At 68.0% G+C, this 25,186-nt stretch carries 29 protein-coding genes; 14 read left to right on the top strand and 15 right to left on the bottom strand.

Annotated elements, in window-relative coordinates; genetic code table 11:
* Window positions 1–17 precede the first annotated feature (17 nt).
* Window positions 18–797 carry a site-2 protease family protein gene (locus A5757_RS12540; RefSeq protein ID WP_066833974.1) on the bottom strand — a complete coding sequence of 260 codons (780 nt, stop codon included), beginning with the start codon at window positions 795–797 and terminating at the stop codon, window positions 18–20.
* Window positions 798–826: 29 nt separating this feature from the next.
* On the bottom strand, window positions 827–1,447 hold the full coding sequence (locus tag A5757_RS12535) for a peptidase M50 (RefSeq protein ID WP_066833971.1): 621 nt from the start codon (window positions 1,445–1,447) through the stop codon (window positions 827–829).
* Between the two features lie 93 nt (window positions 1,448–1,540).
* Between A5757_RS12535 and A5757_RS12530 the strand changes: the two genes are divergently transcribed.
* The 3 genes from A5757_RS12530 to A5757_RS12520 are packed head-to-tail and all read left to right on the top strand — an operon-like array spanning window position 1,541 to window position 4,179.
* Window positions 1,541–2,836 carry an adenylosuccinate synthase gene (locus A5757_RS12530; RefSeq protein WP_066833968.1) on the top strand — a complete coding sequence of 432 codons (1,296 nt, stop codon included), beginning with the start codon at window positions 1,541–1,543 and terminating at the stop codon, window positions 2,834–2,836.
* Window positions 2,833–3,462 carry a PaaI family thioesterase gene (locus A5757_RS12525; RefSeq protein WP_066833965.1) on the top strand — a complete coding sequence of 210 codons (630 nt, stop codon included), beginning with the start codon at window positions 2,833–2,835 and terminating at the stop codon, window positions 3,460–3,462. The genes A5757_RS12530 and A5757_RS12525 overlap by 4 nt, the downstream gene beginning before the upstream one ends.
* 27 nt (window positions 3,463–3,489) lie before the next feature.
* Window positions 3,490–4,179: a hypothetical protein gene (locus tag A5757_RS12520; protein ID WP_231983967.1), complete on the top strand. Its 690-nt coding sequence runs from the start codon at window positions 3,490–3,492 to the stop codon at window positions 4,177–4,179.
* Here the strand turns inward: A5757_RS12520 and A5757_RS12515 are convergent.
* The 6 genes from A5757_RS12515 to A5757_RS12490 form a co-directional block, all read right to left on the bottom strand.
* Window positions 4,136–4,330 (bottom strand): ferredoxin, encoded by a 195-nt coding sequence (locus tag A5757_RS12515; RefSeq protein WP_066834075.1) that lies wholly within the window; start codon window positions 4,328–4,330, stop codon window positions 4,136–4,138. The genes A5757_RS12520 and A5757_RS12515 overlap by 44 nt on opposite strands.
* Window positions 4,331–4,332: 2 nt before the next feature.
* Window positions 4,333–5,535 (bottom strand): cytochrome P450, encoded by a 1,203-nt coding sequence (locus tag A5757_RS12510; protein ID WP_066833962.1) that lies wholly within the window; start codon window positions 5,533–5,535, stop codon window positions 4,333–4,335.
* Window positions 5,536–5,597: 62 nt separating this feature from the next.
* The gene (locus tag A5757_RS12505; protein ID WP_066833960.1) at window positions 5,598–6,182 is read right to left on the bottom strand and encodes a protoglobin domain-containing protein; all 585 of its coding nucleotides are present in this window, start codon (window positions 6,180–6,182) and stop codon (window positions 5,598–5,600) included.
* 1 nt (window position 6,183) lies between these two features.
* On the bottom strand, window positions 6,184–7,653 hold the full coding sequence (locus A5757_RS12500; RefSeq protein ID WP_066833957.1) for a catalase: 1,470 nt from the start codon (window positions 7,651–7,653) through the stop codon (window positions 6,184–6,186).
* Between the two features lie 3 nt (window positions 7,654–7,656).
* Window positions 7,657–8,535, bottom strand: coding sequence for a dihydrodipicolinate synthase family protein (locus A5757_RS12495; RefSeq protein ID WP_066833953.1), 879 nt, complete (start codon window positions 8,533–8,535; stop codon window positions 7,657–7,659).
* A 21-nt stretch (window positions 8,536–8,556) separates the two neighbouring features.
* A complete protein-coding gene (locus A5757_RS12490) occupies window positions 8,557–9,342 on the bottom strand; it encodes an aldolase (RefSeq protein WP_066833950.1) in 786 nt (261 codons plus the stop codon).
* An 87-nt stretch (window positions 9,343–9,429) separates the two neighbouring features.
* On the opposite strand from A5757_RS12490, the gene A5757_RS12485 reads away from it, so the two are divergent.
* On the top strand, window positions 9,430–9,951 hold the full coding sequence (locus A5757_RS12485) for a helix-turn-helix domain-containing protein (protein ID WP_066833948.1): 522 nt from the start codon (window positions 9,430–9,432) through the stop codon (window positions 9,949–9,951).
* Window positions 9,952–9,955: 4 nt separating this feature from the next.
* On the opposite strand, the gene A5757_RS12480 is transcribed toward A5757_RS12485, so the two are convergent.
* Window positions 9,956–11,980, bottom strand: a complete 2,025-nt coding sequence (locus A5757_RS12480) for an MMPL family transporter (protein WP_066833946.1) — start codon at window positions 11,978–11,980, stop codon at window positions 9,956–9,958.
* A 59-nt stretch (window positions 11,981–12,039) separates the two neighbouring features.
* Here A5757_RS12480 and A5757_RS12475 point away from each other — a divergent pair, with 59 nt between their 5' ends.
* From A5757_RS12475 to A5757_RS12445, 7 genes are all read left to right on the top strand, one after another.
* On the top strand, window positions 12,040–12,513 hold the full coding sequence (locus A5757_RS12475) for a MarR family winged helix-turn-helix transcriptional regulator (protein WP_066833943.1): 474 nt from the start codon (window positions 12,040–12,042) through the stop codon (window positions 12,511–12,513).
* Between the two features lie 75 nt (window positions 12,514–12,588).
* Window positions 12,589–13,836, top strand: a complete 1,248-nt coding sequence (purT, locus tag A5757_RS12470; protein WP_066833928.1) for a formate-dependent phosphoribosylglycinamide formyltransferase — start codon at window positions 12,589–12,591, stop codon at window positions 13,834–13,836.
* Window positions 13,830–14,270, top strand: coding sequence for a lumazine-binding protein (locus A5757_RS12465; protein ID WP_156618341.1), 441 nt, complete (start codon window positions 13,830–13,832; stop codon window positions 14,268–14,270). Before purT ends, A5757_RS12465 begins: the two co-directional genes overlap by 7 nt.
* Window positions 14,271–14,289: 19 nt before the next feature.
* Window positions 14,290–14,703 (top strand): rhodanese-like domain-containing protein, encoded by a 414-nt coding sequence (locus A5757_RS12460; RefSeq protein ID WP_066833925.1) that lies wholly within the window; start codon window positions 14,290–14,292, stop codon window positions 14,701–14,703.
* 11 nt (window positions 14,704–14,714) lie between these two features.
* On the top strand, window positions 14,715–15,926 hold the full coding sequence (locus A5757_RS12455) for an O-succinylhomoserine sulfhydrylase (RefSeq protein ID WP_066834058.1): 1,212 nt from the start codon (window positions 14,715–14,717) through the stop codon (window positions 15,924–15,926).
* Window positions 15,927–16,337: a hypothetical protein gene (locus A5757_RS12450; RefSeq protein ID WP_066833922.1), complete on the top strand. Its 411-nt coding sequence runs from the start codon at window positions 15,927–15,929 to the stop codon at window positions 16,335–16,337.
* Window positions 16,338–16,447: 110 nt separating this feature from the next.
* Window positions 16,448–16,855 (top strand): VOC family protein, encoded by a 408-nt coding sequence (locus A5757_RS12445; RefSeq protein ID WP_197497329.1) that lies wholly within the window; start codon window positions 16,448–16,450, stop codon window positions 16,853–16,855.
* Window positions 16,856–16,867: 12 nt separating this feature from the next.
* Here A5757_RS12445 and A5757_RS12440 read toward each other — a convergent pair whose 3' ends face one another.
* Entirely contained in the window at window positions 16,868–17,731 is an 864-nt protein-coding gene (locus A5757_RS12440; RefSeq protein WP_066833920.1) for an SDR family oxidoreductase, read from the bottom strand.
* Window positions 17,732–17,801: 70 nt separating this feature from the next.
* On the opposite strand from A5757_RS12440, the gene A5757_RS12435 reads away from it, so the two are divergent.
* Both A5757_RS12435 and A5757_RS12430 read left to right on the top strand, forming a co-directional pair.
* The gene (locus tag A5757_RS12435; RefSeq protein WP_066834046.1) at window positions 17,802–18,296 is read left to right on the top strand and encodes a GNAT family N-acetyltransferase; all 495 of its coding nucleotides are present in this window, start codon (window positions 17,802–17,804) and stop codon (window positions 18,294–18,296) included.
* Window positions 18,293–18,589 (top strand): hypothetical protein, encoded by a 297-nt coding sequence (locus A5757_RS12430; RefSeq protein WP_066833916.1) that lies wholly within the window; start codon window positions 18,293–18,295, stop codon window positions 18,587–18,589. Before A5757_RS12435 ends, A5757_RS12430 begins: the two co-directional genes overlap by 4 nt.
* Here A5757_RS12430 and A5757_RS12425 read toward each other — a convergent pair.
* A complete protein-coding gene (locus A5757_RS12425; protein ID WP_066833913.1) occupies window positions 18,582–19,325 on the bottom strand; it encodes an MBL fold metallo-hydrolase in 744 nt (247 codons plus the stop codon). The two genes, A5757_RS12430 and A5757_RS12425, sit on opposite strands and share 8 nt — an antisense overlap.
* Window positions 19,326–19,359: 34 nt before the next feature.
* Between A5757_RS12425 and fgd the strand changes: the two genes are divergently transcribed.
* On the top strand, window positions 19,360–20,370 hold the full coding sequence (gene fgd, locus A5757_RS12420) for a glucose-6-phosphate dehydrogenase (coenzyme-F420) (RefSeq protein ID WP_066833909.1): 1,011 nt from the start codon (window positions 19,360–19,362) through the stop codon (window positions 20,368–20,370).
* Here the strand turns inward: fgd and A5757_RS12415 are convergent.
* From A5757_RS12415 to A5757_RS12400, 4 genes are all read right to left on the bottom strand, one after another.
* Window positions 20,367–21,458 carry an NAD(P)-dependent oxidoreductase gene (locus tag A5757_RS12415; RefSeq protein ID WP_066833906.1) on the bottom strand — a complete coding sequence of 364 codons (1,092 nt, stop codon included), beginning with the start codon at window positions 21,456–21,458 and terminating at the stop codon, window positions 20,367–20,369. The two genes, fgd and A5757_RS12415, sit on opposite strands and share 4 nt — an antisense overlap.
* Window positions 21,455–22,540, bottom strand: a complete 1,086-nt coding sequence (locus A5757_RS12410; protein WP_066833903.1) for a Gfo/Idh/MocA family protein — start codon at window positions 22,538–22,540, stop codon at window positions 21,455–21,457. Before A5757_RS12410 ends, A5757_RS12415 begins: the two co-directional genes overlap by 4 nt.
* A 78-nt stretch (window positions 22,541–22,618) precedes the next feature.
* Window positions 22,619–24,157 carry a lipopolysaccharide biosynthesis protein gene (locus tag A5757_RS12405; RefSeq protein WP_066833900.1) on the bottom strand — a complete coding sequence of 513 codons (1,539 nt, stop codon included), beginning with the start codon at window positions 24,155–24,157 and terminating at the stop codon, window positions 22,619–22,621.
* Window positions 24,158–24,187: 30 nt separating this feature from the next.
* Window positions 24,188–25,117, bottom strand: a complete 930-nt coding sequence (locus A5757_RS12400; RefSeq protein ID WP_066833898.1) for a glycosyltransferase — start codon at window positions 25,115–25,117, stop codon at window positions 24,188–24,190.
* Window positions 25,118–25,186: the final 69 nt, after the last annotated feature.

Raw genomic sequence — 25,186 nt, 5'->3', positions numbered from 1 at the left:
TGGGCGGGCGCCCAGGGCTACAGCCAGGCCGACCAGAACCGGGTGAGCTGACCGCCGATCGACACCATGGCGCTCGGAACGCCGGAGAGGTCGAAGACGCAGTAGACGAATCCGAAGAACCACTGGTTGAGGGCGGGCGCGAGCAACAGGATCAGCAGGATGAAGAACCCCCACTGTTTGACGGGCTGCAGCGCGCGCTGGGTGTCCGGGCGCAGATGGGGTTCGAGCGCGCCGTACCCGTCCAGCGCGGGGATCGGCAGCAGATTGAGCACCAGCGCCGTCACCTGGAGGAAGCCCAGGAAGGCGACCGCCGACCAGAACACCGAGTGCGACGGGTCGTAGAGCGCACGGGTGAGCCCGAGCAGCAGCACGGCCAGCACCAGGTTGGCCGCCGGTCCGGCGAGGCTGACCAGGGTCTTCTGCCGTGCGGTCATCCACGAGGTGCGCAGGTACACCGCTCCGCCGGGCAGGCCGATCCCGCCCAGGGCGATGAACAGCACGGGCAGACCGAGGGACAGCAGCGGGTGGGAGTACTTCAGCGGGTTGAGGGTGAGGTAGCCCCGCATCTCGACGTCCCGGTCCCCGAACCGCCAGGCGGTGTAGGCGTGTCCGAACTCGTGCAGGCTGAGCGACACCAGCCAGCCGGCGATCACGAAGATGAACACACCCACGTAGGCCAGCGGCCGGACGGTGTCGGCGGCGACCCAGGCCAGGACGCCGCCGAGGGCGGTGATCGCCACGACCGCCAGGAAGACCGGACTCGGCCGCACCGACCGGCGCAGCGGGCGGATACTCACTTTTCCGACGCCACCGGGCGTTCCTGCTGCTAGCCGACCCGCAGCCAGCCCTCGGTGTGCCGGTAGAACGTCGATCGCTTCACCGCACGCTGCCCCGGCACGCCGTCGCGCACGACGACCGCCCCCACGGTGCCCAGCTGCGCGGCCCGGCCGGTCAGCCAGCGTCCCGGCCTGCCCCGCGCCGACAGCACCGCCGCTCGCAGGCCCGGCATCTGATCGGTGGGTTCGATCCGGACGCCGGCGACGTCGCCGCTGAACAGCAGTGCGTCGTCGACGATCGCTTCGCCGGTCAACGTCGCGGTGTCGGGTCCGCCGCGCCATTCGGCGGCGCCGACCACCGTCTGCCCGGCGTCGTCGCGGATCAGCGGCACCCGGCGGGCGGGCGCGGTCACGGCCCGGCGCGTCCCGCGCCAGCCCCGCGCATGCGCCAGCTCGACGTCCAGGCGTTCGGTGCGCATCAGCCGGGTCAGCACCGACGCGAGATCCGCGTCCGACCCCAGCACGACCAGGCGATCTGCCGATGCCGACGCCGTGTCGATGTCCTCAACACCCGACACGTCGACCGTGTCGAACGCGGCGAGCGCACGGACCTCGGGCCGGCCGCCGAACCGCAGCACCAGCACCGTTCTGGCACCAGAACCCGCACTCAAGACAACTCCTCGCGACCTGCTGGGATAAGGTGTGTCACCGGCTGCCATACGTTCGAGGCAGAATGCTTCGGGAGACAGCGGGAGAGACTACGCATGCCGGCAATCGTGCTCATCGGCGCCCAGTGGGGTGACGAGGGCAAAGGAAAGGCCACCGATCTGCTCGGTGGCCGCGTGCAGTGGGTCGTGCGCTATCAGGGCGGTAACAACGCCGGGCACACCGTCGTCCTCCCCAACGGCGAGAACTTCGCCCTGCACCTGATCCCGTCGGGGATCCTCACCCCCGGCGTCACCAACGTCATCGGCAACGGCGTGGTCGTCGACCCCGGGGTGCTGCTGACCGAGCTCGCGGGCCTGGAGAAGCGCAACGTCGACACCAGCAGACTGCTGATCTCGGCCGACGCCCACCTGCTGATGCCCTACCACGTCGCGATCGACAAGGTCGTGGAGCGCTGGGCGGGCAGCAAGAAGATCGGCACCACCGGCCGCGGCATCGGCCCCTGCTATCAGGACAAGATCGCCCGCATCGGCATCCGCGTCGCCGACGTGCTGGACCCCGTGCAACTGGCCGAGAAGATCGAGGCGGCACTCGACTTCAAGAACCAGGTGCTGGTCAAGATCTACAACCGCAAGGCGCTGGACGCCGCCGAGGTGGTCGACAACCTGCTCGAGCAGGCCGAGGGCTTCAAGCACCGGATCGCCGACGCGCGGCTCCTGCTCAACCAAGCGCTCGAACAGGGTGAGACGGTGCTGCTGGAGGGGTCGCAGGGCACGCTGCTCGACGTCGACCACGGCACGTATCCGTTCGTCACGTCGTCGAATCCGACCGCGGGCGGCGCGGCTGTCGGCTCGGGGATCGGGCCGACGCGCATCACCACCGTGCTGGGGATCCTCAAGGCCTACACCACCCGCGTCGGCTCCGGTCCGTTCCCCACTGAACTGTTCGACGACAACGGCGCATACCTGGCGAAGACCGGTGGCGAGGTCGGCGTGACGACGGGCCGGGCGCGGCGCTGCGGCTGGTTCGACGCGGTGATCGCGCGTTACGCGACGCGCGTCAACGGCATCACCGACTACTTCCTGACCAAGCTCGACGTGCTGTCCAGCCTGGAGACGGTCCCGGTGTGTGTGGGTTACCGGGTCAACGGCAAGCGCACCGACGACATGCCGATGACCCAGAGCGACATCGCGCTGGCCGAACCGATCTACGAGGAAATGCCGGGCTGGTGGGAGGACATCTCCGCCGCCCGCGAATTCGACGACTTGCCGGCCCGGGCCCGGGACTACGTGCTGCGACTCGAAGAGCTTGCCGGAGCACATGTTTCGTGCATCGGAGTGGGTCCGGGGCGGGAGCAGACCATCGTGCGCCGCGACATCCTGGCGCCGAGGTGACTGCGGACCAGCCGGAGTCGGTCTTCGAACAGCACGGCGGCTTCCCGGTCTTCGAACCGGCCGACCCCGGTCCGGGCTTCGCCCGCTTCCTCGCCGCGATGCGCCGGGCGCAGGACCTGGCCGTGTCGGCCGACCCGGACCGCGACACCTGGGACCGCGCGGCCGATCTGGCCGAGCAACTCGTCGGTGTGCTCGATCCGTTCGAGGCCCCCGAAGGTGTCGGCCCGGCCAATCGGGTGCCGTCCCTGCCCGGCGCGGGCAGCCTGCTGATGCCGCCCTATCAGGTGCGAAAGTTCGACGCCGAGGGCGTGGAGCTGACCGTGCAGTTCAGCCGGTACCACGTGGGCGGCAATTACGCGGTGCACGGCGGGGTGCTGCCGCTGATGTTCGACTCCACGTTCGGCATGGTGATCCATGCCGCCGGCAGGCCGATCAGCCGCACCGCCTTCCTGCACGTCGACTACCGTAAGGTCACGCCGATCGACAAGGAGTTGACCATCCGTGGGTGGGTCCGGGAGGCGGAGGGCCGCAAGGCGTTCGTCAACGCCGAACTGCGCGACGCGGAGGACAATCTGCTGGCCGAGGCGAACGGGCTGATGATCCGGCTGCTGCCGCATCAGCCCTGAGCGCGGTTCCCGTGCGACCATGACCGCGTGGTCGACCGTCATCTGCGCCGCCTGTCCACACCGCGGGCCGCGGCGTTCGCGGGCGTGGTGTTCGCGTTGCTGTTCGGCGCGGCACTGACGCTGATCCGGTCGGCGCTGCCTGAGGGCGCCGAACCGGGCTCACAATGGCTGAACGGCGAGAACCACCACATGCGCATCGCCGCGATTCTGATGCCGTTCGCCGCCATCGCGTTCCTGTGGTTCATCGGCGTCATCCGCGACGGGTTCGGCGACCTCGAGGACCGTTTCTTCGCGACGGTGTTCCTCGGCAGCGGTCTGCTGTTCCTGGCGATGATGTTCACCGTCGCCGGGATCGGGGCGGGTCTCGAGGCCACCGGTGGGCATCTGGCCGAATCGCCGATCCGCGCCGAGGTTGCGCTGTTCGGACAGACGGTGCTGGTGACGCTGTCGAAGACCTACGCCCTGCGGATGGCCGCGGTGTTCATGATCTCGCTGGCGACGATCTGGCTGCGCACCGGACTGATGCCGCGGGCCCTGGTGATGACCACCTACGCGCTCGCGCTCCCGCTCATGGCGGCCGCGGAGGTCAGCATGTGGCTCACGCTGGCCTTCCCGGCCTGGGTGCTGCTGGTCAGCGCGTTCCTGATCGTTCAGGGCCGAGCGGGTGGACGCTTCAGGGACCGGCGATCCGCAGCGCCGACACCGGACACAGCCTGACCGCTTCCCGCGTGCGGTCCTCCTCGGCCTCCGGCACCGGATCGGCGAGCAGTTCGACGATGCCGTCGTCGTCCTGGTCGAACACCTCGGGCGCCGACATCGTGCAGTTGCCCGCACTGATGCAGGCGTCCCGGTCCACTTCGATGCGCATGGTCACCACCTCACCGCGAGTGACCGTAGCCCGTAGATGAAGTGGAAGGAGCGGAACTGCACCCCGTCGAACGGCTCGGCCAACTGCAGATCCGGGAACCGGCGCAGCAGCGCTGGCAGCGCGATCCGCATCTCCAGCCGGGCCAGCGGAGCCCCGAGGCAGTGGTGCACCCCGTGACCGAATGCCAGGTGACCGGGCGCTCCGCGGCCGATGTCGAGGACCTCGGGCGCATCGGTGAAGGCCGGATCGCGGTTGGCCGACGGCAGGGACACGAACACGAGCTCACCGGCCGGGATCGCGACGCCGGCGATCTCGACGTCGGTGGTGGTGATGCGCGGGATCCCGCTGTGCACGATGGACAACCACCGCAGCAGCTCCTCGACGGCCGGCGCGACGGCTGTGGGATCGTCGCGGACGGCGGCGAATTGGTCGGGGTGGCGCAGCAGCGCCAGGGTGCCGAGGCTGAGCATGTTCGACGTGGTCTCGTGGCCGGCGAGCAGCAGAAGGCCCGCGATGCCGATCAGCTCGTCGTCGGTGAGCTCGGGGCCGTGGTCGCGCACCAGCATTCCGAGGATGTCGTCTCCGGGCGCGCGGCGGGCGCGGGTCACCAGCGAGCCCATGTAGGCGCGGGCCTGCCGGGCCACCTCCAGGCGCTCCGGGATGGGCAGCGACAGGTCGAGTTGGCGGGCGCTGCGGCGTTGGAAGTCCTCGCGGTCGGCGTAGGGCACGCCGAGCAGCTCGCAGATGACCAGCGACGGAATCGGCAGCGCGAAACTCTCGACGAGATCGGCCGGCGGGCCGGCGGCGGCCATCGCGTCGAGGTGCTCGGTGACGATCGCCTCGATACGTGGTTCGAGCGCCTTGATACGGCGCTGTGTGAAGGCGGGGGTGAGCATGCGGCGCAGCCGCTGGTGCTCAGGCGGGTCGTTGGCCAGCAAATTGCCGGCCTGCGCCCGGGCTTGTTCGGCGTCCGAGACCGGTGCGCCCGCGCCGACGAAGCCGGGCGGCCGGGTGTTGGAGAACCGCTCGTGGTCGCTGAGCACGGCTTTGACGTCGTCGTGGCGGGTCACTAGGTAGATGTCCATACCGAACGCGTTCTTGGCGACGCGCACGCCGGACGTCTCCCGGATCTCGCGCAGTTCCGCGGCCGGGTCGAAGCCGTCGCGGCGCATGTGTAGTGGTGGCTGAGGCGGTGCCTGCGTCATGACGGGTCAACGCGCGGGCGAAGGCGATGGTGCCCGGTTTCAGCCGAACTCCGGCTTTCCGGTCACCACGCCGCGCCGGCGTAGGGCTGCGACCACAGGGCCACCTGCAGGGTGACGGCCTTGCACCAGGCCTGGTACATAGCGTCGACCTCGTCGTCGGACCGGCCGCCCACGGCCAGGAACGGTCGCACCGTTGCCGTGATCGGGTAGATGAACGCGATGAGGTGGCGCAACGGGATCAGCGGTACCGACTCGGCGTGGTCGGTCCGGTTCTTCTTCAGTGCGGTGTGACGCAACGCGATCTCCTGCTGGTACGCCAGCCACTGGGCATCGTAGGGCCGGTTGCAGGTGTCGAGAATCCACTGCGCGAACCGGGCGCGCACCCGCGCCAGGTAGTCGGGCAGCGGGTCGCCCGCCGGGGTGGAGAAGTACGCGACCAGGTGCGGGTGCGCGCCGACGAAGCCGTACCAGACGTCGAGGATGTCCTCGATCTGTGGGGCGAGGATGCTTCCGGCGGTGCGCATCGCCGCCTGGTCCTCGGGGCCGAACAGCACGCTGGCCTCGAGTTCGGCCAGGTCCTCGAGGCTCACCGGGGACGGGTCGGCGGCCGGATCGTCGTAGGTGTATCCGGGGATGGTGGGGGTCATGTCACTCCTGTTCGGGATGGGCGGATGCGGTGATGGCGGCAGCGACGCCGGCTCCGTAGGCGGGATCGGCACGTGTGCAGTTCTCGATGTGGCGGCGTTTGACGTCGGAGGATGCGCCCGCGATCGCGCGGGCGGTGTTGTCGAACAGGGTCTGTTGCTGAGTGCGGCTCATCAGCCGGAAGAGGTTGCCCGGCTGCTCGAAGTAGTTGTCGTCGTCCTTGCGGAAGTTCCAGTGGTCCGGGGCACCGTCGACCGCGAGCGGGGGTTCGGCGTAACCGCCCTGTTCGCCCCACACGCCTGCGCTGTTGGGTTCGTAACCGATGGTGGCGCCGGCATTGCCGTCGACGCGCATTGCGCCGTCGCGGTGGAAGCTGCTCACCGGGCACCGCGGTGCGTTGACAGGAATCGAGTGGTGGTTGACGCCCAACCGGTAACGCTGGGTGTCGCCGTAGGAGAACAGCCTGCCCTGCAGCATCTTGTCTGGCGAAAAGCCGATTCCCGGAACCACGTTCGCGGGATTGAACGCCGCCTGTTCGACCTCGGCGAAGTAGTTCTGCGGATTGCGGTTGAGCTCGAGCTCGCCGACCTCGATCAGCGGGTGCTCCGATTTCGGCCACACTTTGGTCAGGTCGAAGGGATGGTAGTGCGCGGTGTCGGCCTGCGACTGGGTCATCACCTGAATGAACAGGGTCCACCGGGGGAAGTCGCCGTCGGCGATGGCGGTGAACAGGTCACGCTGATGGCTCTCCCGGTCTCGTCCGATGAGATCTTGAGCCTGGGCGTCGCTGAGGTTCTCGATGCCCTGCTGGGTGCGCCAGTGGAATTTCACCCAGTGCCGTTCGCCGGCGGCGTTGATCATGCTGAAGGTGTGCGATCCGAATCCGTGCATGTGCCGGTAGCTGGCCGGGATGCCGCGGTCGCTCATCACGATGGTGACCTGATGCAGCGCCTCGGGTAGCAGTGTCCAGAAGTCCCAATTGTTTTGCGGACTGCGCAGATTGGTGCGCGGGTCGCGTTTGACCGCATGATTGAGGTCCGGGAACTTCAGCGGGTCGCGCAGGAAGAAGACCGGGGTGTTGTTGCCGACGAGGTCCCAGTTGCCCTCCTCGGTATAGAGCCGGACCGCGAACCCGCGAATGTCGCGTTCCGCGTCGGCCGCGCCGCGTTCACCTGCAACGGTGGAGAACCGGACGAAGGCGTCGGTGCGCTTGCCGATCACGGCGAAGGCGGCCGCCCGCGTGTAACGCGTGATGTCATGCGTGACGGTGAACGTCCCGTACGCGCCGGATCCCTTGGCGTGCATGCGCCGCTCGGGGATCACCTCGCGGTCGAAATGCGCGAGTTTCTCCAGGAACCACACGTCCTGCAGCAGCATCGGTCCGCGGGGTCCGGCGGTCATGCTGTTCTGGTTGTCGACGACGGGAGTTCCTGCTGCCGTGGTCAATCCGCTGAAAGGGCACTGGGCGGTCATGGGTCAGGCGCCTGTCAGCATCGACTGCAGTTTGGTGCAGCCGTCGGCGTCGAGCGGCAGTAGCGGCGCCCGCGGGTCGCCGGCCACCTGGCCGAGCAGCGCGAGACCCGCTTTCACGGTGGTGGGTAGACCGCCGGCGACGATGAAGCGAAGCAGCGGCGCGAGGTCGTCGTAGATCTGCTGTGCGAGTGGTCGATTCCCGTCCCGAGCGGCGGTGTACAGATCCAGGCAGGGCTGCGGCCTCAGATTGGGGGCCGCGGTGCACCAGCCTGCCGCGCCTTCGAACAGTGCGTCCAGGACCAGTGGATTGCTGCCGTTGTAGAAGGGCAGCGCCCCGCCGGATAGTTCCTTGATGCGCTGCATTCGCGAGAGATCGCCGGTCGACTCCTTGACCATCGCCACGTTGTCGATGTCGGTGAACATCTGCACCAGCAGCTCCGGAGACATGTCGATGCCGCTGGTCGAAGGGTTGTTGTAGGCCATGATCGGCAGGTCGACCGCCGCGGCCACCCGTGCGTAGTGCTGGGCGATCTCGCGGTCGGTCAGCTTCCAGTACGAGACCGGCAGGATCATCAGCGCGTCGGCCCCGGCGCGCTGTGCGTGCTGTGCGCGCCGAATGGTGTTGGCGGTGGTCAGATCCGACGCCCCGACGACGACGGGTACACGGCCGCCCACCACGCCGACGGTGATGTCGACGACAGTGTCGAACTCGTTCTCGGTGAGGTACGCCGATTCCCCTGTGCTGCCCAGCGGGGCGATGGCATGCGCACCGCCGGCGACGAGTCGCTCGACCAGGGCAGCCAGCGTGCCGGTGTCGACGTCGGCGCCGTCGGCGGTGAACGGGGTGATCGGGTAGGCGATGATGCCCTGGAGCTCGTTCATGGGGGTCCTTTCCGGTCCGGATCAGTGGTCGAGGGCGTCAGGGTGGCGGCGCAGCGCGCGGCGCGCGTAGTAGGCGAAGTTGGCGACGCTGCGTTTCGGCGTGAGCGTCCAGTCGTGCGCTTCCCGGGCCAGCCGGTCGGGCAACGGGGCGACGGTCCCGGCCGCCATCGCGGCCAGTTGCAGTTTCGCGCCGCGTTCGATGAGCATCGCCAACGAGCAGGCCTCCTCCACGCCGGCTCCGGCGACGACATGTCCGTGGTGGGCGAGGAGGATCGCCTTCTTGTCACCCAATGCGGCGGAGATGATCTCGCCTTCCTCGTTGCCCACGGGGACCCCCGGCCAGTCGGGCAGGAACGCGCAGTCGTCGTAGAGCGGGGCGATATCCATCTGGGACACCATGAGCGGCACCTCGAGCATCGACAACGCCGCGACGTGGAACGGGTGGGTGTGGACGATGCAGGTGACGTCTGGCCGGGACCGGTAGATCCAGGAGTGGAAACGGTTGGCGGGGTTGGCCATTCCGTCGCCTTCCAGCACGTTGAGGTCTTCGTCGACGAGCAGCAGGTTGCCGGCGGTGATCTCGTCGAACCCGAGGCCGAGGCGTTGGGTGTAGTACGTGCCGGGGGTCTCGGCGCGGGCGGTGATCTGGCCGGCGAGCCCGGAGTCGTGACCGGCGTCGAACAGGGCGCGGCACGTGAGGGCCACCTTCTGCCGGACCGTCAGGCCGGGATCCGCGATATGGCGGTTCAGCCCGTCGAGCGACTTCTGCATCAGATCGCTCTTCGAATCGTTCAGGGTGCTGGTCATCAGATCTCCTCTCGATCCCGACTCAATGACACAAGAAAGACGATAGGACACAAAGTGTCATATCGTCAATCGGGTATTGTCGAGGTCGTGAGTGGGCTGTTACGTGCGGTGCGCCGTGAGCGCGGAATGACGCTCGACGGTCTCGCGGCGGGTACCGGGCTGACCAAGAGCTATCTGTCGAAGGTCGAACGCGGCCAGAGCGTGCCGTCCATCGCCGCCGCACTGAAAATCGCCCGCGCCCTCGAAGTTGATGTGGCGCAACTGTTCTCCGACGATCCGGAGGTCAGCGCGCTGACCGTCGAGCGGGCCACGGAGCGCGGGGCCGAACGTCATCACGCGGTCGCCACGCGGATGCTGGGAAAGGTGATGTCGCCGTTCGTCGTTCGGCCGGGCCGCAGCTTCGCCACTCATCCGCACCCGTCGCACCCCGGTCAGGAGTTCCTGTTCGTCCATGCCGGTGCGGTCGAGTTGAATCACGAGGGCCGGACCGTGCGGCTCGAGACCGGCGACTGTGCGTACTTCGACGCGTCGGTGCCGCACAAGCTCCGTCAGGTGGGTGACGACGACGCCGAGGTCGTCGTGGTGGCGGGCGGCCCCGCCGGCGGTTAGGCGTTCAGCGCTCGGCGTGCAACGCCGGCCACCAGATTCGCGGCCCGATGATCGTGAACAAGGCCGGGATGATGACCGTGCGGACCAGGAAGGTGTCCAGCAGGATGCCCAGGCCGACGATGATGCCGAGCTGGGTGAGCACGATCAGCGGCAACACCCCGAGCACACAGAACACCGCCGCCAGCACGATGCCCGCGCTGGTGATCACCGCGCCGGTCGCCGACACCGCGCGCACGATGCCCTGGCGGGTGCCGTACTCGGGGGTCTCCTCGCGGGCACGGGTGACCAGGAAGATCGTGTAGTCCACGCCGAGGGCGACGAGGAACAGGAACGCGAACAGCGGCGTGGAGTCGTCGAGCGCCGGGAAGCCGAAGATGTGCACGCTGGCCCAGCCGCCCAGCCCCAACGCGGCCACTGAGCTGAGCACCGTGACGCCCACCAGGATCAGCGGCGCCAGCGCCGAGCGCAACAGGACGTAGAGCACGATCAGCACGACGGCCAGGATCGCGGGGATCACCACCAGGCGGTCGTGGCCGGCAGCCGAGCTGATGTCGCGGGCTTGGGCGTCCGATCCGCCGACCAGCGAGGACTGGTCGACGCTGTGGACCGCGTCGCGCAGCGCGTCGACGGTCGCGAAAGCCTCGTCGGAGGCGGGTTCGGCGGCCAGCACCACCTGCCACTGCGTCAGACCGTCGCCGCTGGTCCCCGCGGGCTGCACGGACACCACTCCCGGCGTCTCGCTGACCACGCGCTGGATGTCCGCGGCGCGGTCGGTGGCGCCGATGACGCGCGCCGGATCGGTCAGACCGCTGGGGAAGTGCGCGGCGAGCCTCTCGTAACCGCCGACCGATTCGGCCTGCACCCGGAATTGTTCGGTCTGCGTCAGCCCGATCGGCGTGCTCAGCAGCCCCGTGCACAGCAGGGCCAGCCCCCCGATCGACACCACGGCCACCCGCACGGGGCGGCGGGCGACGGAATCGGCGATCCGGTGCCAGACCCCGCCCTCGGTCAGCGGGGTGGCGCCGACCTTCGGGATGAACGGCCAGAACAGCTTCCGGCCGAACACCGCCAGCAGCGGCGGCAGGACCAGCAGCACGAAGATCGCGGCGACCACCAGTCCCGAGGCGGCCTGCACACCGAGGCTGCGCGTGCTCGGCGAGGACGCGAACACCAGCGTCAGCAGCGCGAGCACCACGGTGGCATTGCTGGCCAGGATGGCCGGGCCCGCGGCGCGGACCGCGACGCCGAGGGCGTTGCGGTGGTCCGGATCACGGCCGAGTTCCTCTCGGTACCGGGAGATCAGCAGCAGCGCGTAGTTGGTACCCGCGCCGAAGACCAGCACGCTGGTGATCCCGGACGTCGACCCGTCCGGGGTCTGGCCCACCGCTTCGGACACGGCGGTACCGACGACGGCGGCCACCCGGTCGGCGAAGCCGATCACCGCCAGCGGCACCAGAAACAGCACCGGGGAGCGGTAGGTGACGATGAGCAGCAGCGCGACGACGGCCGCCGTCACCGCCAGCAGCAGGAAGTTCGCTCCGGAGAACGCGTTGGCGATGTCCGCGCCGAACGCCGGGCCACCGGTCACCTCCGCGCGCAGAGCCGCGGGCAGACCGTCGGTGGCGGCCCCACGCACCTGCTCGACGGCGTCGGTGAGCGCGAAACCGGACAGTCCGGCGTCCAGTGGGACGACCGCGAGCGCGGCCTGTCCGTCCTCGGATACACGCACCGGCGGGCCTGCGGGCGCCTCGCCGGCGGCGGACAGCATCCGCTGCCGCGCCTGATCGGTCGCGGCGATGTCGGCCGGCGACAGCGCGGCGCCGTCGGAGCGGGTGACGACGAGGATCGCGGGTGCCTGATCGCCGCCGGGGAACTTCGCGCGGAGCTCGTTGACCTGTGCGGACTCGGCGGAGGCCGGAACCGACACCGGGGACTGGGATGCGGAATCGCCGCCGCCGAGCACCCCGATCAGGCCACCGCCGACGAGGACCACCAACAGCGCCACGATCCAGGAGAAACGACCTGCCATGGAACCCCCTATTCCCGATATTTCAGAAACTTAACATCTAGCCGAACTATCCTCACGGAGTGGCTGACGCCGACCGTGCCGCCCTCGAAGCGCAGATCGCTGCGGACATGCGGGCGCTGGCGGCCGAGTCCGAACACATCGGACGTGTCTTCGCCGCCCAGCATGCGCTCACCGCCAACGATTTCCGCGCGCTCCTGCACATCACGGTCGCCGACACCGCGGGCCGGCCGCTCACCGCAGGGGAGCTGCGCAGGCAGATGGGCATGTCGGGGGCGGCGATCACCTACCTCGTCGAGCGGATGATCGCCTCTGGCCACCTGCGCCGGGAATCCGATCCCACCGACCGGCGCAAGGTCCTGCTGCGGCTCGCCGAGCACGGCATGGGCCTGGCGGGCCAGTTCTTCGCCCCGCTCGCCGAACACACCTCCCGGGCGATGGCGGGGTTGCCCGACGCCGACCTCGCCGTCGCGCACAGCACGTTCGTCGTGCTGCTCGATGCGATGGCCGCGTTCCGGGCGGACCTGGGCGACTGAATCCGGCCCGGCACGTCCTGGCACGTCACCGACACATCTGCCGCACCGGTCGGACGATCTGGCAGGCTGGCGAGGATGACCGAACCAACCCCAGGCGACGAGCCTGACACGGACCCCTCGCTGGAGCCGTCGGCCGACCGGCGCAGCACGGTGCTGCTCCTGGGCGCGGGTGAACTGAGTCGTGAGCTAGCGCTGGCGTTCCAGCGGCTCGGGACGGTCGTGGTGACCGTCGACCACTACGCCGATGCGCCCGCGCACGGCGTCGCCGACCGGTTCGCCGTTGCGACGATGACCGACGCGGAGGAACTGGCCGCGGTCATCGACCGCGAGCAACCTCGGTACGTGGTGGTGGAGTCGAACCTCATCGCCGCCGACGCGTTGATCGCGGTGGCAGAGCGTGATGACGTCGAGGTGTTCCCCACACCCCGCAGCGCCCGTCTCGGTCAGGATCGCGAAGGCCTGCGCCGGCTGGCCTCCGACGAACTCGGGCTGCCGACGGCGCCCTTCTGGTTCGCCGGGTCGGTCGAAGAACTGGCGGCCGTGGCCGCGCATGCGGGTTACCCCCTGGTGGTCAAACCGATCACCTCGGCGCCCGGCGACGGTCAGTCGGTGTTGCTGCGTGACGACGACGTCGAACCGGCCTGGCGGCGCGCCATCGCCGCGGGGCGGATCACCCACAACCGGGTGATCGCCGAGACCGTGGTGGACGTCGATTTCGAGGTGACCCTGCTGACCGTGCGCACCACCGGTCCGACCGGTCCGTCGCTGACTTTCTGCGAACCGATCGGGCACCGGCAGGGCGACGGCGACGCGCTCGAATCCTGGCAGCCCCAGCAGATGACGCCCGCGGCGCTGGACGCCGCCAAATCGATCGCCGCACGCATCGTGAACTCCCTTGGTGGGCGGGGGGTGTTCGCGGTGGAACTGCTGGTGCGTGGCGACGAGGTGTACTTCTCCGATGTGCGCGCCCGGCCGCAGGACACCGGTCTGGTCACCCTGCGCTCGCAGCGGCTCTCGCAGTTCGAACTGCATGCCCGCGCGGTGCTGGGCCTGCCGGTCGACACCATCATGATCTCCCCGGCCGCGGCCGAGGTGCGCTACGCCGGAGCGGAAGCCCCGGTCAGCGAGCCGTCGGCAGCCGATGTCAGCGCCGCGCTGGTAGAGGCGCTGACCACCCAGGAGAGCGACGCGCGCCTGTTCGGCCGCCCCGACGAGACCGATGTGCGGCGCCGGCTGGGGCTGTCACTGGCCACCGCCCCCGACGTGATCATCGCGCGGGACCGGGCCCGCCGCGTCGGCGCCGCGCTGCGGAGGCTGTGGTGAGCCCCGAAGCCGAGGACCGGCCGACCGCGACACCGTTTCTGGCCGCTCTGGTCGTCATCGTGATCGTCGTGATCGGAATTTGGGCGGTCAACGCCTTCGAGGGCGACGAACTCACCGACGAGCAGCAGATCGGCCGCGCCGCTGTCGCCCAGAACGACGCCATTCAACGCAAGGACTTCGCTGACTTTCGCGAGTACACCTGCCGCGAGAACCAGGGCAACGAGGCGGATTTCATTGCCGCGCAAGAGGAATCGTCCCAGCAGCAGGGTGACCGGTTCATCGACGGGCTGACCGGGGTGACCGTCGACGGCGACAGCGCGACCGGCTCGGTCACCTACCACTTCGACAACGCGCCGGACGTGAAAACCGAGGTGGAGACGACGTTCCGGCGCGAGGACGGGGCCTGGAAGGTCTGTGCGGCCGGTACCGGTTAGGTATGGGACACTCACGCCCGTGAGCTATGCGGGAGACATCACGCCGGAGGAGGCCTGGCAGGTACTCGACCAGAACCCGGACGCCGTGCTGGTGGACTGTCGTACCGAGGCCGAATGGCGCTTCGTGGGCGTACCGGATCTGCGGCCGCTCTCGCGTGAGGTCGTGTTCATTGAGTGGAACCGCACCGACGGCACCCGTAACGAGGGATTCGTCGACGATCTCAAGACCGCGGGGGTGACGCCCGGTGACCGGCCGGTGGTGTTCCTGTGCCGGTCCGGTAACCGCTCGATCGGCGCCGCCGAGGCGGCCACCGGCGCCGGGATCGGGCCGTCGTACAACATCCTGTACGGATTCGAGGGCGATCTCGACGAGCACCGGCACCGCGGCCGCACCGGCTGGAAAGCCGTCGGCCTGCCCTGGGTGCAGTCGTGAGCGAGCAGGACGTGCCGTCGGTGCCGTCCGTTCGGGTCCCCGCCCCACTCCCCGACGGCGTCAGCCAGGCCACGATCGGGGTCCGCGGCGGTCTGCTGCGCTCGGGTTTCGAAGAGACGGCCGAGGCGATGTACCTCACCTCGGGGTACGTCTACGCCTCCGCGGGTGAGGCGGAGAAGGCGTTCACCGGCGAGATCGACCGATATGTCTACTCGCGCTACGGCAACCCGACCATCTCCATGTTCGAGGAGCGGCTGCGGCTGATCGAGGGGGCGCCGGCGTGCTTCGCGACGGCGACCGGCATGGCGGCGGTGTTCACGTCGCTGGGCGCGCTGCTCGGTGCGGGCGACCGGCTGGTCGCTGCCCGCAGCCTGTTCGGCTCCTGCTTTGTGGTGTGCAACGAAATCCTGCCCCGGTGGGGCGTTGAGACCGTCTTCGTCGACGGCGACGACCTCTCCCAGTGGGAGGAGGCCCTCTCGGTGCCCACCCAGGCGGTGTTCTTCGAGACGCCGTCGAACCCGATGCAGTCGCTCGTCGACATCGCGGCGGTGACCGAGCTCGCGCACGCTGCGAGCGCAAAGGTGGTGCTGGACAACGTCTTCGCCACCCCGCTGCTACAGCAGGGTTTCCCGCTCGGGGTGGACGTGGTCGTCTACTCGGGCACCAAACACATCGACGGTCAGGGCCGGGTGCTGGGCGGGGCGATCCTCGGCTCGACGGAGTACATCGACGGACCCGTGCAGAAGCTGATGCGGCACACCGGGCCGGCTATCAGCGCGTTCAACGCCTGGACGCTGCTCAAGGGGCTGGAGACGATGGCAGTTCGGGTCGACTACGCCAACCGGTCGGCGCAACAGGTCGCGGAGTTCCTGGAGGGGCATTCCTCGGTGAGCTGGGTGAAGTACCCGTTCCTGAAGTCCCATCCGCAGTACGACCTGGCGCAGCGGCAGATGTCCGGCGGCGGCACCGTCGTCACCTTCGAACTCGCGGGCGGCACCAAGGAGCGGGCCTTCGAGGTCCTCGACAAACTCGAGTTGATCGACATCTCCAACAACCTCGGCGACGCGAAATCGCTGATCACCCACCCCGCCACCACCACGCACCGGGCGATGGGGCCGGAGGGGCGGGCATCGATCGGTCTCGGTGACGGCGTCGTGCGGATCTCGATCGGCCTGGAAGGCACGCAGGATCTGATCGCGGACCTCGACCGGGCGCTGGGCTGAATGTCGAAGCGCACCGAGGCTAAGAAAGCGCGACGCCGAAAACGGCAGGCCAAACGCGCACCGGACTGGCTGCCCGTCGACACCGACCTGACCATCGTCGACGCCGAACTCACCGACCGCGGTTGGGAATTCGACGTCGAGAACTCGACCGACGAACTCGCGACGTGGTTCTACCCACCATCGGGCGTCGATCCGCTGGACCCACTGCTCGACGACGACGTCGAGTCGGTTTCGCGGATCTGGCTGACCGAGGACGAGGAGTGGCACGTGATCCTCGTCGGAACGGGCCCCGACGGCCTGGACTACGTCTTCGCCGCCGACGAGCTGCTCGACAACCTCGACGCGATCGAGGCGTACCGCATGGGTGACCCCGCTCTTGCGGTGAGTGTGCAGCCACGGCCCCGAGTGTGAGCCTGCGGCGACTTTTCCCGCGAAATCCCGCCATGGGTGCACGCTCGGCGCCCTGACGGCACACGGGTCACGTCCCAGTTTCGTCATATCCGATCGCGCCTGGAGTCGGCATGGCTGGGTACCTCCCGGACATCCCACTCATCCAGCTGGAGGTATCGAAGATGGCGTCAGGCGTCGCGACCGTGTGGTTGCCGGTCAAGGACATGAAGCGTGCAGTCGAGTTCTATCGCGACACGCTCGGACTGGAGCTGCAGAAGGAGACCGACCAGTGGTCCGAACTCGACGCGAACGGGTTGATGGTCGGCCTGAACGCGCGGGAGGACGCCGGATCCGACAGCGACGGGGGCGCCATCCTGACCTTCCAGCCCGACGGCGGTATCGAGGACGAGGTGAACCGCCTGAAGGGCCAAGGGGTCTCGTTCAGCGGAGAGATCAGTGACCACCCTTGGGGCCGCATCGCGGCCTTCAAGGATTCTGAGGGCAACACCCTGCAGGTGTACGCGCCCCCGTCAGACTGAGCTTGCCGGGCGCTAGCTCTTCTCGGGGCCCTCCACGACGCCCAGCGCAGCCTGCGCGCGTGACTCGTAGCCCTGCCGCTTGGTGCGGTCGAATTCGAGGAAGACGTCGGCCAGGCCGAGCTTCTTGTTCAGCCAGCGGCGACCGCGTGGCGGCAGCAGCTGCGCGGCCTGCGCGGTGAAGCGCAGCGGCGGTGGCACCGACACGTGGGTCTTCGGCTTGTTCAGCGTCTTGACCACCGCGGCCGCGATGTCCTCGGGTTCCACCGGCTTGAGCGCGCCGCTGGACTTGGTGCCGGAGATCAAATCGGTGTTGGTGAAGGGCGGCATGATCACCGAGACCTGCACGCCCTTCGGCGCCATCTCGTCGGCCAACGCGGTGGACAGTCCGACGACGCCGTACTTGGCGCCGACGTAGACGACCTGGCCCGGGACCGGGATCAGCCCGGACAGCGACGCGATGTTGATGACGTGGCCGCGGCCGCGGGCGACCATGTCCGGCAGTGCCAGCTGGCACCCGGCGATGACGCCGTAGAGGTTCACCTCGATCGACGAGCGGATCGACTGTTCGGACTGCTCGAGGAACGGACCGATCGGCATCACGCCGGCGTTGTTGATCAGCACGTCGATGTGGCCGCCGCCGTCCGTCCGCGCCTTGTCGAGGAACGACGCGAACGACTCCCGGTCGGTGACGTCGAGCGGATAGCCCGACACCGATCCGAGGTTGGTCAGCTTGGCGACCGAGGATTCCTGCAGAGCGACGTCGCGATCGCCGATCACGACGCGGGCGCCGCGCCGGAGCAGCGCCTCGGCGGTCGCGTAGCCGATCCCTCGCGCAGCCCCGGTGATGGCGATGGTCTTGCCGCGGATGTTGTCCATGTCCGCGAACTTTACAGGTGTCAAGTTTTGATCGGAAGAGGCGTGTGGACCCGAGGTGTTCAATGTTGCGGTGACCGACGACCTGCGCTTCGTATCCGTGGATCAGCAGGACCCGCTGGCCGAGCCGCTGCTCAACGAGCTCGCAGTCGAGTACGCCGACCGCTATGACGGACGCACCGAGGCGGTGCTGGCCTGGCTGCGCCGCTACCCGGGGGCCGAATTCGCCCCGCCGGACGGCGCCATGTTGATCGGCCTGCTCGGCGACACCCCCGTCACCGGGGGTGCGTTTCGTCGCTTCGGTGTTGTCGAGGGAGCCGAGACCGCCGAACTCAAGCGCATCTGGACCGACAGCGGACACCGGCGCCGCGGGCTGGCCCGCGCCCTGCTGGTCGCGCTGGAATCCGAGATCGCTGCGCGTGGCTACAGCCGGATCTATCTGACGACCGGCGACCGGCAGCCCGAGGCCGAGGCGCTGTACGAGGCGACCGGATACCAGCGCCTCGCTGAACCGCTGCCCGCAGAGGGTGAGGTGTATCCGGTGGCGTTCGTGAAGGCACTGGCATGAACGTGTCGCAGGCGACGGTCGCGTGGCTGATCCTGGCCGCAGCGATCGCGATCGCCGTGCTGGGGGTGGCGTTGCGGGCGTTCATCGGCCGCCGCGCGGACCGGCACGTGCTCGGCCGGTTGACCCGCCGGATGCGGGAGACGGCATTGGCCCGCATGGTGTTCGGCCCCGTGCAGCATGACGCGCTCGATCCCGACGAACTCGACCAGACGATCCTGATGCCGACCATCGTGGTGGCGTGCGGGCTGTGCCTGACGGCGGTGTTCCTGTTCGGTTACCGCATACTCACCTAGTCGCCGCCGCCACCGCCTGCTGGGCGGCGGCGCGGACCGCACCGCGCCACACCGGACCGTGCCCGGGCACCAGGATCTCGACGTCCAGCGCGCCCAGGACTCCGAGGCTGCGCACGCATTCGGCCTGGTCGTGGTTGAACAGCGTGGGAAGCAATTGGGGACGGACGTCGGTCAGCAGCGGATGGCCGGTCACCAGCGCGTCCCCGCTGACGAGCACACCGTCCACGAGGTAGGAGCAGTGCCCGCCGGTGTGCCCCGGGGTGGGGACGGCCACCGGCGCACCCGGTAACCCGGCCGCGATCGCGTCGGTCAGGCGTTGTGCGGTCGGGATGCCGCCGCGCGTCATTCCGCCCTTGCGGGTGATGTCCGCCGACCACCGCAGCCACCGCGGTCGCCACGCGTGGCGGGCGACGTCGACCGGTGACACCTGCTCGACGTAATCGCGCCGGGCGTGGCCGACTTCGGCGGTGTGCGCGTACACCGGGACGTTCTCGCGCTCGGCGAAGGAGATCGCCGCACCGAAGTGGTCGATGTGGGCGTGGGTCAACAGGATTGCGCGGACGTCGGTCATGCCGAACCCGAGCCGGCGTACCGAGTCGAGGACGTCGTCGCGGTGGCCCGGGAAGCCGGCGTCGATGATCAGGACTCCGGCGCCGTCGGTCACCAGCGTCCAGTTGACGAGGGGAGTGCGCGCGATGTGGACGCGGTCGGTGACGGCCTCCAGCACAGCTGCCATGCAGCGAGTCTAGGGGGAGGAGTAGAACAGAACCGTGGCTGAACTCAAACTCGGATACAAGGCGTCGGCGGAGCAGTTCGCGCCCCGTGAGCTCGTGGAACTGGCGGTGGCGGCCGAAGCGCACGGGATGGACAGTGCGACTGTCAGCGATCACTTCCAGCCGTGGCGTCATGAGGGTGGGCATGCGCCGTTCTCGCTGGCATGGATGACGGCGGTGGGGGAGCGCACCGAACGGATCCAGCTCGGCACGTCGGTGTTGACGCCGACGTTCCGATACAACCCGGCGGTGATCGCGCAGGCGTTCGCGACGATGGCGTGTCTGTATCCGGGGCGGATCTTTCTCGGGGTGGGCACCGGCGAGGCGCTCAACGAGATCGCCACCGGATACGAGGGCGAGTGGCCGGACTTCAAGGAGCGCTTCGCGCGGCTGCGGGAGTCGGTGCGGCTGATGCGCGAGCTGTGGCTGGGTGACCGGGTCGATTTCGAGGGCGAGTACTACCGCACCAAGGGCGCGTCCATCTACGACGTCCCCGAGGGCGGGGTGCCCGTCTACATCGCCGCCGGTGGCCCGGTGGTCGCGAAGTACGCGGGACGCGCCGGGGACGGCTTCATCTGCACCTCCGGCAAGGGCGAGGAGCTCTATAAGGACAAGCTCATCCCGGCGGTCAAGGAGGGTGCCGAGAAGGCCGAGCGGAACTCCGACGACATCGACCGGATGATCGAGATCAAGATCTCCTACGACACCGATCCCGAGCTGGCGCTGGAGAACACGCGCTTCTGGGCGCCGCTCTCGCTGACCGCCGAGCAGAAGCACAGCATCGACGATCCGATCGAGATGGAGAAGGCCGCCGACGAACTGCCGATCGAGCAGGTCGCCAAGCGCTGGATCGTGGCATCCGATCCGGACGAGGCCGTCGAGAAGGTCAAGGACTACGTCGACTGGGGGCTCAACCACCTCGTGTTCCACGCCCCCGGCCACGATCAGCGCCGGTTCCTGGAGCTGTTCCAGCGCGATCTGGAGCCGCGGTTGCGGAAGCTGGGTTAGCGCGCCGAACCGGGCGCCTCGAAACCCGCGAACCGCAGCCACCGCCCGGCAGCGGTCATGAGGTCGTCGAACGACTGAAGCTGAAGATCCGGATATTGCTGAGTGAATGCCGTCGACGGCAGTTTGTGCACCGTGCCCTGCAGCCACCACAGCGACTTGGTGACGGCCGGTTCCGGGTGAAAGGGTTGAACCTCGGTACTCGGCGGCGACAGCCAATCGCCCAACTGCTGCTTGAGTCGGCCCTTGGTGTCGCCGCTCAGCCGACGTTTGAGCACGCGGGCAGGCGCGATGTCGAGAGCTTTCTGCACCTTCTGCATGCGGTTCTCTCGGTACGCCGAATCGTCGAGCAGCCGAATCGTCGACGGATCGACGCCCACCTCACGGGCGATGGCGCGATAGTACTCACTCCAGGTGAGCGTCTCTTCGTCCGAGATGTTGAAGACACCGGAGCGGATATCGGGTGAGTTCGCAAGTTGGACAAGGTGTTCGATGAGGTTGTCCACATGAATCAGATTGCAGATCCCGCGCCCGCCGTTGAACAGGTAGGCGGTGCCGTCGACCATCCCCTGGGCCGGTTCCACCAGCCATCCCGCGCCCGGCCCCCACACCAACCCCGGCCGTAACATGACGATCCGGACCGGCCCCTCCGGCTGCGATCGCAGCCATGCTTCGGCCGCGGTCTTCGCCTGGGCGTACTCCATCCAGTGCCGGCCATCGGGAAAGGACTCATCGGTGAGATTCGGGTCCTCCGCCCGTCCGAAGACCTCCGCGGAACTCATGTGCACGAAGAGTGGAACCTCGGCCTGCTGACAGGCGGTGTACATGGACTGGACGTCACCGACGATGCGCTCGTCGTTGCCCAGGGTCAGATTCACCACCATGCCGCACCCCTTCAACAGGGGCACCAGCGATGCCGGATCTCCCGCGTCCCCGAGCACCGTGCGCATACCGAAGCGTGCCAAACGTCCCTGGCTGCGCCAGGATCGGACGATGGGGACGACGGACATGTCCCCGACGAGCTCGGCGCGTTCGACGAGACGCGCACCGACGAAGCCCCCGGCTCCGATGACCGCGATCGGCTTCGTCATGATTGTGCGGCCTTCCAGTGTTTGGCTCGTGCGGCTGCCCGCTCTTCTTCCGGCAGCCAGGGACAATCGAGCGCTTCAGCGCGCTCGTAGGCCTGTTCGATGGCGGTCTGGACGCTTGCCGCCTGAACGCCGGTGACGGGAAGCGCTTCGCCATAGCGAATGGACCTGAGCATGGCGACCAGCTCGGCATCGAAGCAGGGGCGGAAATTGCCGGGCCGTATCCGCTTGCCGCCGCCTGGCGTGAGATCTGTGGGCCACGACGTCGTGGCCGGCACGAGTGTCCAGCCCCGCGCAGTTTTGCGGCGGTAGGTGCGGAGGTCTCCGCCGCCGAGCATGACCTCGCCCTTCGCGCCACGTATCCAGAGCCCGTTGTTCAACGGAAACTCCCAACTGACCTGCATGATGCCGCGGGCTCGCGGAAACGTCAGTTCCAGCAGCGAATTGGTCTCGACGCCACCGGCGAAGCTGTCGTCGTACGAACGGGTCACCGTTGGGTCCCCGAAAATCCAAGTCAGCTGGTCCAACATGTGCACGCCGATGTCCAGCAGTGCGCCGCCGCCCGATCGCTCGCGCCGGAAAGCTGCGTCCGTTGCGGCGGGCCAGCCGTAGGTGTTTCCCTCGCGGAACGTGAATTCGAGTTCGTCACCCAGCTCTCCGCCCGCGACAAGCCGCGCGACATCGGCGAAGTTCGAGTAGAACCGCCGGGGGTACGCCACCCCCAGGATGCGATCGGCGTGGGCTGCTGCGGCGTTCATCCGGTCCGCGTCGGCCACCGTCGTGGTCATCGGCTTCTCGCACAACACATGGCAGCCGTGTTCAAACGCCATGCACGCGTGGTCGGCGTGCAGGCCGGGCGGCGAGGCGATGATGGCGAGATCGTAAGTGGCGCCCCGAAACGCTGTCTCGCAGTCCGAGTAAGAACGCGCCCGCCGGAACTGACTCGCGATCTGGCGTCCTCGTGCCTCGCTGGGATCGACGACGCCCAGGACCCGAATGGCCTTGGCTTTCTCCAGTCGACGCAGGGGGGCTCGGTAGAACTCCTCGACTACGGCACCAGCGCCTATCAGGAGAGCATTGATCATCTACAGCCTCTCTGCGTGCTGCCTGGCCCAGTCGTTCGTGCTCGCGCCAAGCGTAATCCTTTGTGGGCCTCAGAATCGTCAATCCTGCTCTGTGCGCCCCGCTGTCGTCGGTGACAGCAGCCGTAGAACTCGCGACATCAGTGGCTTCAGTCGATCCGGGGCCTGGGAAACGAGCCGATCGGGCAGTTCGGGGTCCACCAACGGCAGAATCCGAAGCACGCGGACGGCAACCAGATACGTGATCACTGCGGCGGGTACGGCGAGCACCAACGACCACGGACCACTCAGGTTCACGACGGTGACATGAGCGACCGCGCCTTGGGCCACCGCGGCGATCGCTATCGCCCCGAGCGCGCGGTACGGCACCGAAAGTCTCAACAGAATTGCTGCACAGCCGATTTCGATCAGAATGACCACTACCTGGATGATCGCGCGCGACCAGGCGGCACCCATGAGCCCGTACTGAGGGATCAGCAGGAAACTCAGTGCGATCACGCCGGCGAGGCCGACGGCATTCGAAAGCCAGAGGATGTTGTTCTTGCCCATGCTGAGGATCAGCGAGAGGTTGGTTCCGCCAAGACTGTTGATCGCTATGGCAATCAACAAGATCGACGCCACCCCGGCGGCGTCGCCGAATTCCGGGCCGAAGATCAGCGGCACCAAGACCGGCGCAATCGCCGCCAGACAGAGGCAGATCGGCATCATCACCATCGCGATCAGCGCCGTCATCGTTCGGTACAAGCGCTTCATGTGCTCGTGTGCACCCCGGCCGCGTTGCTCACTGAAGCGCGGCAACAGTGCGGAAAGGAGGAGTGGCGGCAACTGCGCTGCCATCTCGGCCACGGTGAGGGCGACCGCGAACAAGCCGACGGTGGCGATCGTCGTGTAGTGCTCGAGGAAGATGATCTGCGTCCGGCCGAAGAGCAGATTCCCGATCACCGCGATCGTCCAACTCATCAGCGCGAACCCGACGAGTTCCCGCCTGAGCGACTTGGCGACATGCGGCTTGAGGCGCAGCAGCGGAAACAGTCGGCTTGCCGGGATGATGGTTGCGGCGATATAGCCCACAAGAGCACCGGGGACCCCGAACAGCCAGGCGCCCAGTACGGTCGTCGCCACCCGCAGCAACGCCGACGTGGTCGAGACGCGAGCGAGTGCGTCGAATCTCTGCTCACCTCTCAGATTGAACAGATACAGGTCGCCCATTCTCCAGCAGATGAACCAGGTCAACGCGATGGCGATCACGACCGTCTGGGATTGCGGAGAGCCTTCCTGCAGCGCGCTGCTCCCGGGACCCGACAGATACGCGAACAACACCACGCCGACGACGAGGGCGGCCAGCATGGAGAGCCGCATGATCGCTCCGACAAGACCGTCGACCTGGTCGCTGTCGTCCCCGGCGCGCAGTTGCGGAATGAAGCGCTGCTGAACCACGTCGCTGCCCAGGTTTGCAACCGCCACAGCGATCGTCACGCACCAGACGACGTACGCGACCACGCCGAAGTCGTCAGGGCCCAGCAGTCGCGCGGCAATCGCGCTTCCGACGAATCCGGAGAAAGTGACGGCCGCGCCGGCGACGAATCCGAGAAGCGTATTGCGGGCGAAGTTCGGCGCCATCAACGTAATCCTTCAGACAGATCCAACCCGCTAACGGCCGGTGTTCGAGCCGGTGGCTCGCGTATACCCTTCGACCTGGTAATTGAACATGCCTGCGAATTGTCCGAGAGCGTAGAACAGACTGAAGTACGGCCGTGCCTGGACACCGCGACCTGTCGCCAAACCGAGTCCGAGAAACAGGATTCCGTACACACCGCTGCGGACGCCTCTGGCCAGGGAAATTCCGACCGGGTCACGGTGTTTCCGCAGCACCCGGGTCTCGTTGGCGCCCTCGCGAATCGCTCGGCGGCGCACGAAACGCAACGACTGCCTGTCGACGGGCACCTCTTCGTACACCGCGGCTTCCGCGCAGAAGAGTATGTCGGCACCCGACTTTCGGATCCCGTGGAAGAAGTCGGTGTCTTCCCCACCCGTTCTCGAAAACGCGGGGTCGAACCGGGGCGAGCCGGCGCGGACCCACGCGTCGCGGAGCAGCAGCGTGTTGTGTGTCGGTGCGTGACGTAGCTGTTCACCGCTCGGACGCGATCGCTGGGCGAAGAAGCCGCCACGCGTCACCCATTCCGGCGTGTTTTCGAGGAACACGCTGATCACCGGGCCCACCACCACGTCGGCTCGCGTCTGCGCCGCATACGTCGTCAGGGTGGTCAACCAAGCGGGGGACACCCACTCGTCGTCATCGACGAAGATGATCGCGCTGTATCGATCGCTGAAGTGGTCGAGCGCGCGGTTGCGGGCAGCCGATATGCCGGGCTCGGGTTCGACGACATAGGTGGCGCCGAGCCGGTGATCGGCTGCGGTGGAACGCGCAGATCCGTCGGCGTCGTTGTCGACGACGACGACATCCACCGGCGCCATGTCCTCCGGCGCTGACGAGATGGCCACTTCCACACTGTCGAGTAATCGCTGCAGCCCTTTCGGGCGGAGGTATGTAGCGATCGCGATCAGGTAACGTTCGGCCACTCCGCAATTGTTGCATCGCCCCTCCCGGCCAGGTACGCGTTGCTGATCGTGGGGCCGGCGTGCCGGTAG

The sequence above is a fragment of the Mycobacterium sp. 852013-51886_SCH5428379 genome (genome assembly GCF_001665575.1).
Taxonomy (GTDB): domain Bacteria; phylum Actinomycetota; class Actinomycetes; order Mycobacteriales; family Mycobacteriaceae; genus Mycobacterium.
This window is presented reverse-complemented; position numbering and strand designations above follow the sequence as displayed.

Bases quoted from the DNA above. Each gene is read 5' to 3' on its own strand.
- A5757_RS12530 (WP_066833968.1), top strand. From the start codon at position 1,541: ATGCCGGCAATCGTGCTCATCGGCGCCCAGTGGGGTGACGAGGGCAAA.
- A5757_RS12515 (WP_066834075.1), bottom strand. From the start codon at position 4,330: ATGCGCATCGAAGTGGACCGGGACGCCTGCATCAGTGCGGGCAACTGC.
- A5757_RS12510 (WP_066833962.1), bottom strand. From the start codon at position 5,535: ATGACGCAGGCACCGCCTCAGCCACCACTACACATGCGCCGCGACGGC.
- A5757_RS12505 (WP_066833960.1), bottom strand. From the start codon at position 6,182: ATGACCCCCACCATCCCCGGATACACCTACGACGATCCGGCCGCCGAC.
- A5757_RS12500 (WP_066833957.1), bottom strand. From the start codon at position 7,653: ATGACCGCCCAGTGCCCTTTCAGCGGATTGACCACGGCAGCAGGAACT.
- A5757_RS12495 (WP_066833953.1), bottom strand. From the start codon at position 8,535: ATGAACGAGCTCCAGGGCATCATCGCCTACCCGATCACCCCGTTCACC.
- A5757_RS12490 (WP_066833950.1), bottom strand. From the start codon at position 9,342: ATGACCAGCACCCTGAACGATTCGAAGAGCGATCTGATGCAGAAGTCG.
- A5757_RS12480 (WP_066833946.1), bottom strand. From the start codon at position 11,980: ATGGCAGGTCGTTTCTCCTGGATCGTGGCGCTGTTGGTGGTCCTCGTC.
- purT (WP_066833928.1), top strand. From the start codon at position 12,589: ATGACCGAACCAACCCCAGGCGACGAGCCTGACACGGACCCCTCGCTG.
- A5757_RS12450 (WP_066833922.1), top strand. From the start codon at position 15,927: ATGTCGAAGCGCACCGAGGCTAAGAAAGCGCGACGCCGAAAACGGCAG.
- A5757_RS12445 (WP_197497329.1), top strand. From the start codon at position 16,448: ATGGCTGGGTACCTCCCGGACATCCCACTCATCCAGCTGGAGGTATCG.
- A5757_RS12440 (WP_066833920.1), bottom strand. From the start codon at position 17,731: ATGGACAACATCCGCGGCAAGACCATCGCCATCACCGGGGCTGCGCGA.
- A5757_RS12430 (WP_066833916.1), top strand. From the start codon at position 18,293: ATGAACGTGTCGCAGGCGACGGTCGCGTGGCTGATCCTGGCCGCAGCG.
- A5757_RS12425 (WP_066833913.1), bottom strand. From the start codon at position 19,325: ATGGCAGCTGTGCTGGAGGCCGTCACCGACCGCGTCCACATCGCGCGC.
- A5757_RS12415 (WP_066833906.1), bottom strand. From the start codon at position 21,458: ATGACGAAGCCGATCGCGGTCATCGGAGCCGGGGGCTTCGTCGGTGCG.
- A5757_RS12410 (WP_066833903.1), bottom strand. From the start codon at position 22,540: ATGATCAATGCTCTCCTGATAGGCGCTGGTGCCGTAGTCGAGGAGTTC.
- A5757_RS12405 (WP_066833900.1), bottom strand. From the start codon at position 24,157: ATGGCGCCGAACTTCGCCCGCAATACGCTTCTCGGATTCGTCGCCGGC.